We start from the raw sequence: 14,742 nt of genomic DNA on the forward strand, positions 1-14,742 counted from the left end.
CCAGTGATGAATGCACGTATCAGCCCATCGATTCTGGCCTCGGCCTTTGGCGCGTCCGCGCCATCGTTTGTGACCACCGCATCGAGTCTTGCGATACCGTATGTCGAGTCCGGGCGCGGCGAGCCGATGGTGTTCGTGCACGGCTCGCTTTGCGACTATCGCTATTGGGACGCCCAGATGGCCTCCCTGTCGGGCCGGTTTCGCTGCTTCGCGCCGAGCTTGAGCCATTACTGGCCCGAGATCGATGCATTTGGACACAGCGACTTCAGTTGGGAGGCGCATGTCGAGGAAATTGCCGGATTCATCACGGCGCTCGACCTTGCTCCCGTTCATCTGGTCGGTCACTCGCGGGGTGGGTGCGTGGCTTTCCATCTCGCGCGAGAATTTCCGCGCCTCGTGAAAACGCTGACGCTAGCCGATCCCGGCGGCCCGCTGCAAACCGAACCGAGGGGGCAGCCCGCGTTCATGCCGCCGGCGACCAACGTGTTGCGCGCACGGGTCGCGGAACTGATCGAGCGGGGCGAGTTCGACGCCGGCTTGTCGATGTTCGTCGACTCGGTGAGCATGCCGGGTTTCTGGAACAAAAGCCCGGAGAGCTTTCGTCGCATGGCGCTCGACAATGCGCTGACGCTGCCAAAGCAGTTGCTCGATCCGCTTCCCGCCTATACGCCGGAAGCCGCGCGCGATATCAAGTGCCGTACGTTGTTGATCGATGGCCAGAAAAGTCCCCGTATGTTCCGCAATACGGTCGACAAGCTCGAACAGTGGATCGAGTTTGCTGAACGCGAAACGATCGACGGTGCGTCGCATGGGATGAATGTCGCGAGACCGGATGCGTTCAACAGGGCGGTTGCGACTTTCGCGGCGTAGCCCATAGGGCGCAGCCCGGCGCATCGCGCGCCTCTAATGTCGAGACACGGCCAGCAAGGTATCGATCTTGTGATCCTGGGCCAGCAACTCGGCCGCCGTACTCGAATGAACGACCGAGCCGCGCTCGAGCACCACGGCGTTGTGCGTGATGCCCAGCGCCTTGCGCGCGTTCTGCTCGACCAGAATCAATGAGAGCTGGTTGATGTCCTCGAGTATCGCCGTGTAACCGACGTAGATCGGCAGCAGGTCCTTGTTCAGGGTTTGGATAGCCTGACTACGGAGGCCTTCGGCTTGCAAGCCGACGATCTGTTCGACGGCACGGGCGTAGTCCGCGCTTTGCTTCACGAGCCGCGAGCCCACTTCCGGACGCGCCAGCGATTTCGACGGCTCCAGCCGAAGCACGCTGCCTCTTCATTGGGCGGCCAGCGGCAGCCGGACACAGTTCTTGCTCGCGTATTCATCGATTCATCTATTCGGCGGGGCCAGGCGCAAAGCCGGCACGCATAGTGCGGACACGCGCGCGCCGTCGTGCCAGCGGGCGACGCGGGCGCAGCGTCGAGCGACCCCGCGGTCACGACGACGCCCGATGCCATGCAACCGGGCCCTCGACCAAAAGGAGGACTTTCAATGAAAGACATCGATCTGAACCAGCGCGTCGAAGAAATCGAACTGGCTCTTTCCACGCTATTCGAGTCGCCGAAGGCGCCCGCGATCAGCAGCTACGACGACGGCCGGACGTTCTTCATCCAGGCCTCCTGGGTCGTCGAGTCCCATGGCGACACGACGCTGGATGCGCGATGCGTGCTCACACTCCACTTTTCGGATTCGCAGATTCAGCGTTACGCGCAGATGGACACGGCACAACGTATCCTCGTGCGCGAACGCCTCTGCCAAATGGTCCGCGATCGACTCCGAGCGGAAGGCGGTGAGCTGCCCTTGCGGGGAGAGTGCGCCGAAGACCTGCAGGTGGAGGATCGGCTGCTGGATGTCGACGATCAGCTCTGATCCATCGCGGACGGCGTCCGACCGCGGATTGGCGATTGGCTGTCCGAGCCGGCAGCCGCCTGCCAATCGAGTTGCGCCCGAATCTCCACGATGTAGCGAGGTCGAAAAGTGACTAGGATGATTCTTCGCTCGGGACCGGGGGCGGGAGCGACTCGAGCAACTTCACGAGCCTTGCCTGCTGCTGCGGAGTCAGTCCTTGAGTAGCGCTCACCTGCTGAACACGCGCGCGCCAGTAGGTCCGGCTGAACAACGAATCCGCGCCATCGGAGGACAGGATCCGTTCGAGATGGGAAATCGCATCTCCAGCGGTCAGGGGTGTATAGGGGCTCTCCCTGTCCGGGGGCCCTTTCTTGATTGTTGTTTTCATCCACTTCTCTCAGGTGGTGACCGGCTGGGTCCGGTCGTATACGTCCGGCTTCAATTGGCCGGTTCGTGCCAAACAACCCATGCGGGGCGCGCGCCCGCCAGCTACCCGGCGGGCCAGGTAGCATGACGCGCGCGGGGTCGCGTGGCGACGCGACCCATTGCAAGCGGCACGGCCCCGGTGTTCAGCAAAGCTCCGCGGCGGCCACCCACGGCATCGTCTGGAACTGCCTGAGAACGGTGTGCAGCGATCCGGAGAGCCTGTCGGCAAACGCGATCGTCATGTCTTCGACGTCATGTTTGCGGTTGCTCGTAATCCGTACGTCCTCGATGGCATCTGCGACCGGCATCAATACCTGCCACACCGCGGCGACCCGCATGCAGCCGCGCCTCGTACGAACCGTAATCTGATGGCCTGTGGCCTTTAGTTGTCCGGTGGTTTCCGGTGTCATTCTTCAGCCCTCTCGATGTATCTGATTTGTTATTGGCACGGACGATGCGCCTACATTCGCCCGCGCGGTTGATGCCACCACTCATGATGATCCAGATGTCGTAGCAGTCGTGCCCGTCTGCGCTCACGGCGATAGTGATCAATCACCATCAGCATTGCGATGCTGAGGGCCGAGCCCCCAATGATCAGGCCCATCCAGGTCTCACTCATGACACGTTCCTCTCATGGAAGCACAGGGGTGTTGCGTGAATGGTTCACGCCGCTTGGTCCGATGTTCCGGGGCGTACCGGCGCGGCGTGTCGCGTTACTGCATGTGCTGGCCACCGTTGATCGCGATATTGGAGCCGGTCACGAAGCCGGCATCGTCCGAGCAGAGATAGAGCACGAGCGCCGCGACTTCCTCGGGCTTGCCGAGACGTCCCATCGGGATATGCGGCAGGATCTTCGTATCGAGGATCTCCTGCGGAATCGCGGTAACCATCTTGGTGGCCAGGTAGCCCGGCGAAATCGTGTTGACGGTGACCCCTTTGCGCGCCACTTCCAGTGCTAGCGACTTGGTGAAGCCGTGCATGCCGGCCTTGGCCGCGGCGTAGTTGGTCTGGCCGACCGAGCCTTTTGAACCGTTGACGGACGAAATATTGACGATGCGCCCCCAGCCTCGTGCGACCATCTCTTCGCACAGCGGCTTGGTCATGTTGAAGATCGAATCGAGGTTCGTGCGAATGACCGCATCCCAGTTCACCTTGTCCATCTTCCTGAGGGTCATGTCTTGCGTGATCCCCGCGTTGTTGACCAGGATGTCGACCGGGCCGACCTCCGCCCGAATCTTGTCCGCGCAACGCAGGCATGAGTCGTAGTCGGCCACATCGACCGGGTAAGCGCGGAAGCTCCGGCCCTGAGTTTCCATGTCAGCCAGCCATTTGTCCGCACCGGTGTTGTTCGGCGAGTGCGTGACTACCACCGCATACCCTGCGTCGTGCAGTTTCGTACTGATCGCTTCTCCCAGGCCGCCCATGCCGCCCGTTACTACTACGATTCGTTTCGTCATCGTTTCCGTCCGTGATCGTAATGTCTGCGAGGATCGTAAATACCCAATGGCCGTCTCGCACACCCCGCCATTGCTTTGCCACAACGCGCTGCCGCCTCCAGCGTCGAGGGAGGAACGGCCGCGGCATTGATTGAACTGCGCGGGTTTTTATAGGCTTGTGGTATTGCGCGAATGGAGCCCGGTGCGTCAGCTCGCGGCGACATGCCGCGCCGGCGCACTGCTCAAAGATTCCAGATGCCCCGAAAGGTGTTTCTCGCCTGCCGGTTCAGGTTGGCGAGTTTCTGTGCCCTTCAAACGCTTCGCTGGCGAGCGAAAGAAAAATCGACGCATTCGTTCGGCAGAATTTCAGCAAAACTTCGGACGAAAGGTCTCTCATTGCTTCTCCATGGATGGATTTCGAACCCGCTTGCCCCGGAGACGACATGCGCAATGAATGTGCTGAATGTCGGTCGGAAAGGATTCCGGAGCAAAAGTGTTATTAGTAAGACTAAATAAACACTACAAAAGCAGTTCGGCCCGGATCGCACTTCTGATCGTCGGTATTCGACAGTCGAATGACGGCACGGTGTTCATCATCGGGTCGCGGCCGATCAGTTGGCCATAACCCTCGTCAGGCCGGCCGTGCCGCTGACCTGATGCTTTGCCCGCTACTTCAACTGTCATGAAATGACATAACAATCGATTTTAGAACATTCATTCTAACTTCAAATTGTTAAATTTTTGAGAAGAAGGGCTAGGTGAATACCCTATTCCGAAAGATCGGCTGTTAGGGTCGTAGTCGAGCTAAGTCGACGTTTAAACGTGCGAATGAAGGACGCGAATGGCCAGCGATGATGAGCGCGCTCTCCGATTGCTTTATAGAGCACCCCAACAATGTCACGACAATGGCCGAAATGACAGGACACTGCAGTGGGCCCCACGGGATTGCATCATTGCATGGTATGCAAGAAATGACAATTCAGCCGACCCTATCAGGCACTCCTGCCTGGGGCCCGGGCGGCTCGCTGCACGAGAGGGCGGCTACCCAGGTAGCGTCGCTCGTCCCCGGCGCGTGCTGTCGAGAATGGCGAACGCTGCGGCGTGGCTAGAACACCGTTCGCACGCGAGCGTAAGATGGAAGCGATTGATCGATGAGTTTCAAGGAGGCGTCATGAAGGCGGTGTGCCCGCTTCACGGGCCAACGACCATCGTCGGCACGAACGCGTATGGATTTCCGATCTATGCGTGTTGCCGCGAAGACGTTCCTTATGCCAAGCCGCCGGACGCCTGTACGCGTGAACCGGCGCAACGCGGACAAGAATCGAAGCAGCCACCGCGGCAGCCTCGGGCAAACAAGGAACCGCGCTGACGTTCGCGGGCAACGTCATACCCGCAGCGAAACCTTATCGGCTCCAGTTGCAGTCGATCAACGCATCAACGAGGCGCCAGTCCTGCCAGTCGCGAAAGTCGAGCATCGGCGGCCCGCATGGTTCCGGACGAGCCGCGAGTCGCTCCGCAAGTTGCTCGTGAATGCCGCGATGCCGTGTATCGCCACACTCCACGACGACCGGCGCCGCCGCCATCCCCTTCCGCTGCAAAAGTTGATGACCCACCGTTCGCCGCACAGAGCGGGGGCGAGGTTCAACAGTGAATCGATGGTGCGCCATTGGTAAGCGATCAATGTCGGCGCCGGCACGACATCTATATCGAACGTCGCGTTCTCGGGCCAGACTGTCAGGTCGATGCCGAGCGGCTCTTCACTTGCGAAGCGCCGCAGTAGCACGATGCTCCCGCGTACCGCCTCCAGCAGCGGCCGCCCGGAAGCAAGGTGCCAGCGCACATCCGTATGTCTTTCCACCTACCATTCGAAGGTCGCGGCAAACGCGCGGGCGCAGTCACGCGCGGGCCATTCGTCCTTGACGGACATGACGATACATTCGCCGCGGCGAAGCGCGAAAAACTGAGCGCATGTCCGCACCACATCGTCGAAAGTCAGACCCAGCGGGATGCCGCCGTGATGAATCGCGAAGCGATCACGCACATGGCGGCAGCGGATGTCGAGGACCCGCACGCCATGGTGCAACTGATCGTCGAGCGTGGCATGCTGCGTGCGCGCGAGCCGGTCATCGACCGTGTAGGCGCAGGTGTCGTGGCCGCCCGTCAAGGTCAGTGCGGACAGCAAGCGGCTGCCATCGATGGCCGACATCCCCACACCGAGTTCAGCACCGACTGGGCCATGCCGCATTGCAGACTTCAGCGAGCGAGGTCCCGCTCATGAACTGGATCGTATTGACGAAACTCGTGCCGAACTTGCCGTCCGCAATGACCGATCGATAGTTGGCGAGCCCGATGAACGAGCGATGCCCCGACGCGTAATTCACGGAGAAAACGAATCGATCAGCACGCGCGCCACCGGGTAGAGCGCCAGCAAGCCGAGCACGAGCGCGGCTGGACTCATCACTACGATCAGCGGCAGATAACGTCGCAACCCGCTCATCGACTCTTTCCCACGCTTGTCAGCGCTGTCACTGCAATGCGGCGTTGGCCTGGGCGATCTTCTGCACCGCCTGATGCAAGGCTGCGCCGGGCGCGGCCTGCCCCGTCAGCGCGAGTTGCAACGCGTCGCCGAGAATCCCCTCGATCTGCTGCCAGTCTTTCACGCGAGGCCGCGCACGGCCCGCTTCGAGCGCCTTCAGCTGGTCCGGGTACCCGCGATATTGCTTGACGAGCGTCGGATTGACGAAGACGCTCTTGCGCGTCGGCGGAACGTCGAGCACGCGCGGAGGCAGGCGAACAGGGCCGTCCGCTGGATCATTGAAGCCATGGCTCTTGAAGCTGATCATGGCGCGGGTTGGTCCATTGAACCGCCGCACAAACCCGCGAAGCGATGCGGCCACAATGCTTCGGATGACGAATGAGCGAGAGGAAGAAGGCCGCGAATCTCGCGGGCCATAGCCATCGCTCTCACTTTGGACACACCGCGTCCGGCGGCGCGCGCAGTGAAATTTTTTCCGCTCTGCACCATGAAATCCGTAGGGACCCGCTCATCGTTTGTACCGATTGAGCGCTGCAAGGCTGGTGAATATTGTTGTGTGCGCATTCTTCAAATGCTGCGATGTGGCGGGCAAATGTTGCTCAACGATCCTTTCGAATCGGAGATGCATGATGTCCAGGAACAACGTGTGGCGAAACCTTCATTGCGTCGTCGCGACGGGGATGGCAGCGGCGGGCCTCGGTCTGGCGGCAGGCGCCCATGCCGCGGCAGAGCCGATCAAGATCGGCGTGATCAGCGAAGAATCCTCGGTGGCGGGCGCTTCGATCAGCAAGGCGGCGCAACTCGCCGCGGACCAGATCAACGCCAGCGGTGGCGTCGATGGCCGGCCCATCCAGATCGTTGCTTACGACGACCATTCATCGGCTTCGGACGGCGTGCGCGCCTTCCAGCGCGCAGCGACCCAGGACAAGGTGGTCGCTGTGATCGGCAGCTACATCAGCGAAGTGGCGCTCGCGATGGAGCCGTGGTCGGGACGTCTGAAGGTGCCCTTCATCACTCCCGGCGCGGCTAGCAACGACATTTCGAAGCACGTTCACGACGACTACGACCACTACAAGTACACGTTCCACGGCTGGATGACGTCGGCGTTCATCGCGCAGTCCATCTGCGACTTCTCACACGACGTTCTGGTCGGCCAGTTCAAGATGAAAACGACGGTCGTCATGAGCGAGGACGCGGCGTGGACCAAGCCGCTCGACGAACGCTACCTCGAATGCCTGCCCAAAGCGGGACTTCAGGTGCTCGATCACATCCGCTTCAATCCTGACACTTCCGACTTCACGCCGATCTTCAACCAGATCGAGGCGAAGCACCCCGACACGATCACCACCGGCATCAGCCACGTTGGCGTGCAGCCGACCGTGCAATGGCACGACCAGCAGGTGCCGATCCCGATGTCGGGCCAAAGCTCGCAGGCCACGACCACGAGCTTCTGGAAGGACACGAACGGCGCGACGGAAGGCGTGATCACGGCCTCGGCCGCGGCGCCGGGCGTGGCGATCACGCCGAAAACGGTACCTTTTACGGATGAGTATCAGAAGAAGTTCGGCGTCTCTCCGGCGTATTGCGGCTTCACGAGCTACGACCTCGTCTACATCGTCGCGGACGCGATCAAGCGCAACAAGGGCTCGACCGACCCGGACCAGATGGTCGACGCACTCGAGAAAACCGACTACGTGGGCACGATCGGACGCTGGCAGTTCTACGGCAAGAGCGATCAGTTCACGCACGCGCTGAAGTACGGGCCCGGCTATATCACGGGCATCGACCTGCAATGGCAAAACGGCAAGCAGGTTGCGATCTGGCCCAGGTCGATTGCCAACGGCGTGATCAAATTCCCGACCTTCATCAAGGTGCAGCAGGCAAGCGCGAACTAGCAGCGCGAAGATCGCGACTGTCCGGACCCGCGCATAGCGAAGGCCCGGACAGCGCACGCATCGACACCTTAACCAACATGAAAGGCCGGGCATGTTGCTACTGCAGATTCTCGTCGACGGCTTTGCAATCAGTTCCCTCTACGCGCTGGGCGCGATCGGTTTCACGTTGATCTTCGGCGTCTCCGGCATCTTGAATCTCGCGCACGGCGGCGTGATGCTGGTCGCGGCGCTGATGGGCTGGATGCTCGCGGGCGAGGCGGGACTTGGCACCTATCTCGGCACGCTGCTCGGCGTGTTGGCGGGTCTCGTGACGGCCTTCGTCACCTACCTGATGGTGGTGCGGCCCATTCAACGCTCGGCCGCGATTCCCGGCGAAGAGAAGGAAATCTTCGTGCTCACCGGCACGCTGCTGTGGGGCATCATGATCCAGCAGGGCATGGCGTGGCTCTTCACCGACAACCCGGTGACGATGCGCCCGCTGATCAGCGGTGTGGCGATGGTCGGCAGCGTGCGCGTGCCGTTCAACGAAATCATGATCGCGGTGGTCTGCTGGGCCGTGATCGGCATGTTGTGGCTGTTCGTGAACCGCACGCGCGTGGGCAAGGCGCTGCTCGCGGCTTCGATGAACCCTCGTGGTCTCACGCTGCTCGGTTTCGAACTCTCGCGAATCTATCTTCTCGCGTGGAGCATCTATGGGGTGCTGGCCGGCGTCGCGGGCGTGCTGCTCGCTTCGTTCCTCGGCGTGAGCACCAACAATGCCGGGCAGCTCACGGCCAGCGCATTCTCCATTGTGGTGCTGGGCGGGCTCGGCAGCGTGTCCGGTTCGCTGATGGCCGCATATGTCGTCGGTTATCTGGAAACCATGACGGCCTATCTGATCGCGCCGACCCTGCGGCCGCTGCCCGCGTTGCTGCTGCTGGTGCTCGTGGTGTATGTAAGACCCCAGGGCTTCCTGGGACGCCGCTAACAGTGCGAATGGAGCGTATCCCCATGTCCGTTCTTCTCCGTTCGCGTGGCGCATGGATTGCCGTTGCGCTCGCCGCGATGGCGGCGACGCTGCCGTGGTGGCTTTCGGGCTACATCCTCGGCGTGCTCACGGTTGCGTATTACTTCGGCGTGTTCGCCATGTCGTGGGACCTGTTGTTCGGTTTTGCCGGCGAGGTCAACTTCGGGCCGACGTTCCTGATCGGACTCGGCGCCTATTCGGCCGCGATCCTCGACGCCAGATGGGGTCTGCCCATACCCGTTTGCGTGCTCGCTGGCGGCGTCGTCGCGCTGGTGGGCGGCCTGCTGCTGGCGGTGCCCGCGCTGCGGTTGCGCGGTCCTTACTTCGGGCTGGTTACGCTCGTGGCCGTGCTGCTGCTGCAGAACGCCATCGTGATCTTTGCGGGCATAACTGGCGGCGAGATCGGCATGATGGTGCCGGACGTGATGTCGATCGATGCGAACCATAACTACTGGATCGCGCTCGCGTTCCTGATCGTTTGCGCCGTCCTGCTGTTCGGCCTGTCGCGTTCGGCAGTCGGTCTGATTCTGCAGGCAAGCGGCCAGGACGCGACCGGCGCGCAGGCGCTGGGTTTCAATGTCACGCGACACAAGCTCGTGGCCTTTTGCATCAGCGCCGTTTTCTCCGGTGTGGCCGGCGCGATGCTGGTGTTCTACCAGGGCACGGCCTCCGTGAGCACGGTGGTGGATCTCAGCGTGGGAGTTCAGATCATCATCGCGGCCGTGCTCGGCGGACGCCGCACGATACTCGGCGCGGTGCTCGGCTCGATCTTCCTGATCGTCGCCGGCGAGTTTCTGCGCCCGCTCGGCCAGCTCAACACATTCGTCGTCGCGGCGGTCGCACTGGCGGCGCTGCTGTTCTTTCCAGACGGTCTGCTCGGCAATCTGCTGCGTGCGAGGGAGCGCCAATGAACGACACGCCGCTGCTCTCCGTACGCGGACTGACCAAGCGCTTCGGCGGTCTCGTCGCCGTCAGGGATATCGGCTTCGACATCCGGCCCGGCGAGATTCTGGGCCTGATCGGACCAAACGGCTCGGGCAAGTCCACCGTCATGAAACTGATCATGGGGATCGAGCGGCCCAACGCGGGGTCGGTCAAGGTGAATGGCGTGGAGATGGCCGGCTGGGCGCCGCACCGGATCGCGCGCGTGGGCGTGGGCATCGTGTTTCAGCATTCGCGGCCGCTCCATCGGCAGACGGTGCTGGAACACATCAAGCTCGCGCTGCTTCCAGATTCGCTGGTCAAGCTGGCCGCCGAACCGCACGTACACCAGCGTGCGCAGGAAATTGCCGCGCGTGTGGGCCTTGCCACCGTCATGCATCGGCATCCCGCGACACTGCCATTTGCGGATCTGCGCCGCATGGAGATGGCCAAAGCGATTGCGCGCGACCCGCAGGTCGTGCTGGTGGACGAGCCGTTCGCGGGACTGACGGTGGCGGAATCGGAGGCGTTTTCCGAGCTGATTCGCGGCTTTCGCGCCGAGGGCCGCGCGGTGCTGCTGGTCGATCACAACGTCAAAAGTCTGTCCGCGCTCGCCGACCGCGTGCTCGCGATGTACCTTGGCGAGCATGTCGCCGAGGGCACCGCCGAACAAGTGATGCAGAACGAGACGGTGCGCCGGGTTTATCTGGGCGGCAAGCTGGAGTTGCGCCAGCGCAGCGGAGCCGCGGGCATTGCCAGGTCGACGATCCTCGAGGTGACCGGCGTGCGTGTGCTATACGACAAGGCGTGCGCACTCGACGACGTCAGTCTGCAAGTGCGCGAGGGCGAGTTCGTATCGGTTGTCGGTCTGAACGGCGCGGGCAAGACGACGCTTTTCAACGCGCTGTCGGGCCTCGTGCCGTACAAGGGGACGATTCGCTTCGACGGGCGCGATCTGCGCGGTAGCAGCGGAGCCGCGATCTCGCGCGCCGGCCTCGTGCAATGCCCGGAAACGCGCGAGCTGTTCGGCGACATGACGGTACGCGAGAATCTCGAACTCGGCGGATATCGTCTCGCCGATACTATGCGCGCCAAACAGCTGTCGTGGCTGTTCGATCTCTTTCCGATCCTGAAATCGCGCCAGGGCCAAACCGCGCGCACGCTTTCCGGCGGCGAGCAGCAAATGCTCGCGATCGCGCGCGCGCTAATGTCTCAGCCGAAGCTGCTGATTCTCGACGAACCGACATTGGGGCTCGCGCCCGTGATTCTCGAACAATTGTCGAAAGCGCTGGATTCGCTGCAAAAGTCCACGCCCATTACCGTATTGCTGGGCGAGCAGAACGTCAGGTTTGCGCTGCCGCATGCGGACCGTGTCTACGTGCTCGAACATGCACGCATCATCTGGGAGGGCAGCGCTTCGCGCTTCGAGGCTGAGATGGGGCGCGGCTTTCTCGAGGCGGCGCCTACCGGTGAGCCCGACGCCACGACCTCCGGCGACGCGCGCAGCTAAGGCCAGCAGCGGCGGGCGAGCCCGTAGCGCGGCATCAGGACAGGGACGCAAAGCGAAATCGACCAGCCGCCTTCGTCAACAGACCGGTCTGCTCGGTCAGCGATGCGGCCGCGGCGGCTGCCTGCTCGACCAGCGCGGCATTTTGCTGCGACATCTGGTCCATCTGCGTAATCGCCCGATTGACTTCCTCGATGCCATCGCTCTGTTCGGCCGAGGCCGTCGCGATGTCGCTCATGATCGACGTGACGCGGCTGACGGCCGTCTGTACTTCGCCCATGGTCTCACCGGCCCGACCGACCAGGCGCGAACCGTCCGCGACGCGGGCTGTCGACGCGTCGATAAGCTCCTTGATTTCCTTCGCCGCTGTCGCTGAGCGCTGGGCGAGATTGCGCACCTCGCCAGCGACGACGGCAAAGCCACGTCCTTCCTCTCCGGCGCGAGCCGCCTCGACAGCCGCATTCAACGCAAGGATGTTGGTTTGAAAGGCGATGCCTTCGATCACGCCAATGATCTCGCCCATCCTCTTCGCACCGTCGTGAATGTCGCTCATCGCGGCGATGACCTGACGCACCACGTCCGCACCCGCACCGGCCGTCGCCTTCGTCGCGTCGGCCAGCTCGCGCGCTTCACGCGCGTGCGCGGCGTTCTCCGTGACGGCATTGGTGAGTTGCTCCATGCTCGCCGCCGTTTCCTCGATGGACGCCGCCTGCGACTCGGTGCGCGCCGACAGGTCCGCGTTGCCGGCCGAGATCTGCTGGGTCGCGGATGCGATCGACTCGCTGCCGCGCGCGATCTGTTCGATCATCGTGCCGATGTCCTTCTGCATCTGCCCGACGCTTCTGACGAGGCGACCCATTTCGTCATCACTGTCGAAGCGCAATTGCTGCGACATGTCACCCTGAGCGAGTCGCTCGACATGACGCACCGTCATATCGATCGGGCGCGCGATTGCGCGAAGCAGCGTGAAACCGCAGGTGACGCAGGTCAGAAGACCGACGGCGATCGCGATTCCGGTAATTGTCACGAGGGTGTCATAGCGGTCCTGTGCCGTCTTGTAACGCACATTACCCTGCTCGTTGCGAAACTTGTCCAGATCCGCGGTTTTCTGCGTGAGAGCCGCCGACAGCGGTGGCATCAAGACCATCGCATCGTGGTCGGCGGCTTCATGATCGCCACGGCTCATCGCGTCCATCATCGGCTCGAGTGCGCCCTGCAGCATCGCTTCACGGGCGTCGGCCACGGCCTTCGACAAGGCCGCCTCGGCCTCGGAAACGGGCAGTGCGCGGTACTCTTTCCAGGCCTTGTCGGAGACCGCAAGATAGTTGCGCGCCTTATCGATGAGCGCGGCTCTGTCCGCTGCTTCCGGGTGCAGCAGCACGCGGTCGAGCGTGGTACGCACTACCGTCAGGTTCAGGTTGGACTTGCCGAGCGCGGTTGCGGCAGCCACGTCGTTCGTGTACGCCTGCGCAACGGCATGGTTTGAACCACGCATGCCGGCGATCCCCAGCACGCCGGTCACCGTCAGCAGGAACCCGAGCAAGGCGAGTGAGGCGAGAAGACGGAACTTGATGGTCAGTTTCATGCTGAATTCGGTGGAGTGAGATGTCTCTGCATTAACGGCACTGACCCGGAAAAGTTCAGTTCTAGCGATGATTCGGCGAGCCGTCGAGAACCGCGGCAGCTTCGGTCGTCGGTGCCGGCGGCGTCGCCGGTTGCGCGGCAGGATCAGGTGTGCGGAAGTGAGGCGTATTGTCGCGATCCAGCACCGCGCGCGCCAGGTTCCTGTCGAGTTGCCCCTCCCAGCGAGCGACGACGACGGTGGCAACGCCATTGCCGATCAGGTTCGTGACTGCGCGCGCCTCGTTGAGAAAGCGGTCCACGCCGAGCAGCAGCACGAGGCCTTCCACGGGAATCTTGTGCATCGAGGCGAGCGTCGCGGCCAGTGCGACGAATCCCGCCCCGGCCACACCCGCAGAGCCCTTCGACGTGAGCAGCAGTACGCCGAGCACGAGCAACTGGTCCCAGATGCTCAGGTGGACGTTCATCGCCTGGGCGATGAACAAGGCCGCCATCGTCAGATAAATCGCCGTTCCATCGGCATTGAACGTGTAGCCGGTGGGCAAGACCATGCCGACCACTGGGCGAGCGCAGCCCATCGCCTCCATCTTGATCAGCATCTGCGGCAACACCGCTTCCGTCGACGCCGTGCCGAGCGTAATCAGAATCTCGTCCCTGATGTAGCGGAGAAACTTCCACAGCGACAGCCCGCACATTTTCATGACGAGGCCGAGCACGACGAACACGAAGAAGAACGAAGTCAGATACAGACAAAGCATCAACTCGCCGAACGATGCCAACGTGCCGATGCCGTATTTGCCGATGGTGAAGGCCATGCCCCCGAACGCGCCGATCGGAGCAACGTACATGACGATTCGCACGACGCCGAACATTCCTTGAAGGAACATGTCGAGCATGTCGACGAATGGCGCGGCACGAGGTCCGAGCTTTGCCAGCGAGATGGCGAGCAGGACTGAAAAGAAAATGATGGGAAGCATCTCGCCGTTGGCGAATGCCCCGACGATGCTATTCGGAACGATGCTCATGAAGAAGTCGAGCATGCCGTGTTGCTGCGCCGCGTGCGTGTAGGTCGAAATCGCGGCGGCATCGATCTGCGAGGGATCGATGTTCATTCCGCTGCCGGGTTTGATGACATTGACGACTATCATTCCCGCTATCAGCGCAATGGTCGACGCCAGTTCGAAATACAGGAGGGCTTTCACGCCAACCCGGCCCGCTTGATGAAGGTCGTTCATGCGCGCAATCCCGACCACGACCGATGCAAAGATGATCGGTGCAAGCAGCATCCGGATCAGCTTGATGAACAGGTCGCCCAGCGGTTTCATCTGCGAGGCGAGCTCGGGGTAGAAGTGGCCGAGCAGGACACCGGCCACGATCCCGATGAGGACCTGAACGTACAGCTTGGAAAGTGCTCTTCTTACTTTCGATACGGGCATGTCTGTCTCCTGTGCATGGCGTCTTCAAAGGGAAAATGCGGCCCTCCCACGCGGTAGCGTGGAAAGGCCGCATTGAGCCGGCTTCGTTCCGTCTTTATATAAGCCATTCAACCGGGAATATTGGTCGGTGCCGTTGCGAGCGCG

14 protein-coding genes and 1 pseudogene are annotated in these 14,742 nt (G+C 62.1%); 6 read left to right on the forward strand and 9 right to left on the reverse strand.

What is annotated here, in order from left to right; all coding sequences use genetic code 11:
• Positions 1-6: 6 nt before the first annotated feature.
• Positions 7-870, forward strand: coding sequence for an alpha/beta fold hydrolase (locus tag HDG39_RS10390; RefSeq protein ID WP_184005618.1), 864 nt, complete (start codon positions 7-9; stop codon positions 868-870).
• A 33-nt stretch (positions 871-903) separates the two neighbouring features.
• On the opposite strand, the gene HDG39_RS35025 is transcribed toward HDG39_RS10390, so the two are convergent.
• Positions 904-1,272, reverse strand: a complete 369-nt coding sequence (locus HDG39_RS35025) for an ATP-binding cassette domain-containing protein (protein ID WP_260327677.1) — start codon at positions 1,270-1,272, stop codon at positions 904-906.
• A gap of 225 nt (positions 1,273-1,497) precedes the next feature.
• Here HDG39_RS35025 and HDG39_RS10405 point away from each other — a divergent pair, with 225 nt between their 5' ends.
• Positions 1,498-1,875, forward strand: a complete 378-nt coding sequence (locus tag HDG39_RS10405) for a DUF3022 domain-containing protein (protein ID WP_018422505.1) — start codon at positions 1,498-1,500, stop codon at positions 1,873-1,875.
• A gap of 112 nt (positions 1,876-1,987) precedes the next feature.
• Here HDG39_RS10405 and HDG39_RS35030 read toward each other — a convergent pair whose 3' ends face one another.
• The 6 genes and pseudogenes from HDG39_RS35030 to HDG39_RS10430 form a co-directional block, all read right to left on the reverse strand.
• Positions 1,988-2,242: a hypothetical protein gene (locus HDG39_RS35030; protein WP_260327678.1), complete on the reverse strand. Its 255-nt coding sequence runs from the start codon at positions 2,240-2,242 to the stop codon at positions 1,988-1,990.
• A gap of 181 nt (positions 2,243-2,423) precedes the next feature.
• Positions 2,424-2,690 carry a hypothetical protein gene (locus tag HDG39_RS10410; RefSeq protein ID WP_184005620.1) on the reverse strand — a complete coding sequence of 89 codons (267 nt, stop codon included), beginning with the start codon at positions 2,688-2,690 and terminating at the stop codon, positions 2,424-2,426.
• 303 nt (positions 2,691-2,993) lie between these two features.
• The gene (gene phbB / locus HDG39_RS10415; protein WP_184005622.1) at positions 2,994-3,737 is read right to left on the reverse strand and encodes an acetoacetyl-CoA reductase; all 744 of its coding nucleotides are present in this window, start codon (positions 3,735-3,737) and stop codon (positions 2,994-2,996) included.
• Positions 3,738-5,574: 1,837 nt separating this feature from the next.
• On the reverse strand, positions 5,575-5,880 hold the full coding sequence (locus HDG39_RS35620) for a phosphatidylinositol-specific phospholipase C domain-containing protein (protein ID WP_311666754.1): 306 nt from the start codon (positions 5,878-5,880) through the stop codon (positions 5,575-5,577).
• Between the two features lie 55 nt (positions 5,881-5,935).
• Positions 5,936-6,097: a hypothetical protein gene (locus HDG39_RS35035; RefSeq protein ID WP_260327680.1), complete on the reverse strand. Its 162-nt coding sequence runs from the start codon at positions 6,095-6,097 to the stop codon at positions 5,936-5,938.
• 144 nt (positions 6,098-6,241) lie between these two features.
• Positions 6,242-6,490: pseudogene (locus HDG39_RS10430) on the reverse strand (ABC transporter substrate-binding protein); the annotation flags it as partial.
• A gap of 391 nt (positions 6,491-6,881) precedes the next feature.
• Between HDG39_RS10430 and HDG39_RS10435 the strand changes: the two are divergent.
• The 4 genes from HDG39_RS10435 to HDG39_RS10450 all read left to right on the forward strand — a co-directional run bounded on the left by HDG39_RS10435 (position 6,882) and on the right by HDG39_RS10450 (position 11,584).
• Positions 6,882-8,147 carry an ABC transporter substrate-binding protein gene (locus HDG39_RS10435; RefSeq protein WP_184005623.1) on the forward strand — a complete coding sequence of 422 codons (1,266 nt, stop codon included), beginning with the start codon at positions 6,882-6,884 and terminating at the stop codon, positions 8,145-8,147.
• 91 nt (positions 8,148-8,238) lie between these two features.
• The gene (locus tag HDG39_RS10440; RefSeq protein ID WP_184005625.1) at positions 8,239-9,114 is read left to right on the forward strand and encodes a branched-chain amino acid ABC transporter permease; all 876 of its coding nucleotides are present in this window, start codon (positions 8,239-8,241) and stop codon (positions 9,112-9,114) included.
• A gap of 23 nt (positions 9,115-9,137) precedes the next feature.
• Positions 9,138-10,064, forward strand: coding sequence for a branched-chain amino acid ABC transporter permease (locus HDG39_RS10445; protein ID WP_184005627.1), 927 nt, complete (start codon positions 9,138-9,140; stop codon positions 10,062-10,064).
• A complete protein-coding gene (locus tag HDG39_RS10450) occupies positions 10,061-11,584 on the forward strand; it encodes an ATP-binding cassette domain-containing protein (RefSeq protein WP_184005629.1) in 1,524 nt (507 codons plus the stop codon). The genes HDG39_RS10445 and HDG39_RS10450 overlap by 4 nt, the downstream gene beginning before the upstream one ends.
• 34 nt (positions 11,585-11,618) lie before the next feature.
• On the opposite strand, the gene HDG39_RS10455 is transcribed toward HDG39_RS10450, so the two are convergent.
• A complete protein-coding gene (locus tag HDG39_RS10455; RefSeq protein WP_184005908.1) occupies positions 11,619-13,166 on the reverse strand; it encodes a methyl-accepting chemotaxis protein in 1,548 nt (515 codons plus the stop codon).
• Positions 13,167-13,227: 61 nt separating this feature from the next.
• A complete protein-coding gene (dctA, locus tag HDG39_RS10460; RefSeq protein ID WP_184005631.1) occupies positions 13,228-14,598 on the reverse strand; it encodes a C4-dicarboxylate transporter DctA in 1,371 nt (456 codons plus the stop codon).
• Positions 14,599-14,742: the final 144 nt, after the last annotated feature.

It is taken from the genome of Paraburkholderia lebeckiae (genome assembly GCF_014201005.1).
In the GTDB taxonomy this organism is placed as follows: Bacteria; Pseudomonadota; Gammaproteobacteria; order Burkholderiales; family Burkholderiaceae; genus Paraburkholderia; species Paraburkholderia tuberum.

What these genes read in the sequence shown, in the direction of transcription:
- HDG39_RS10390 (WP_184005618.1), top strand. Translation starts at nt 7, where the DNA reads ATGAATGCACGTATCAGCCCATCGATTCTGGCCTCGGCCTTTGGCGCG.
- HDG39_RS10405 (WP_018422505.1), top strand. Translation starts at nt 1,498, where the DNA reads ATGAAAGACATCGATCTGAACCAGCGCGTCGAAGAAATCGAACTGGCT.
- HDG39_RS35030 (WP_260327678.1), bottom strand. Translation starts at nt 2,242, where the DNA reads ATGAAAACAACAATCAAGAAAGGGCCCCCGGACAGGGAGAGCCCCTAT.
- HDG39_RS10410 (WP_184005620.1), bottom strand. Translation starts at nt 2,690, where the DNA reads ATGACACCGGAAACCACCGGACAACTAAAGGCCACAGGCCATCAGATT.
- phbB (WP_184005622.1), bottom strand. Translation starts at nt 3,737, where the DNA reads ATGACGAAACGAATCGTAGTAGTAACGGGCGGCATGGGCGGCCTGGGA.
- HDG39_RS10435 (WP_184005623.1), top strand. Translation starts at nt 6,882, where the DNA reads ATGTCCAGGAACAACGTGTGGCGAAACCTTCATTGCGTCGTCGCGACG.
- HDG39_RS10440 (WP_184005625.1), top strand. Translation starts at nt 8,239, where the DNA reads ATGTTGCTACTGCAGATTCTCGTCGACGGCTTTGCAATCAGTTCCCTC.
- HDG39_RS10445 (WP_184005627.1), top strand. Translation starts at nt 9,138, where the DNA reads ATGTCCGTTCTTCTCCGTTCGCGTGGCGCATGGATTGCCGTTGCGCTC.
- HDG39_RS10450 (WP_184005629.1), top strand. Translation starts at nt 10,061, where the DNA reads ATGAACGACACGCCGCTGCTCTCCGTACGCGGACTGACCAAGCGCTTC.
- HDG39_RS10455 (WP_184005908.1), bottom strand. Translation starts at nt 13,166, where the DNA reads ATGAAACTGACCATCAAGTTCCGTCTTCTCGCCTCACTCGCCTTGCTC.
- dctA (WP_184005631.1), bottom strand. Translation starts at nt 14,598, where the DNA reads ATGCCCGTATCGAAAGTAAGAAGAGCACTTTCCAAGCTGTACGTTCAG.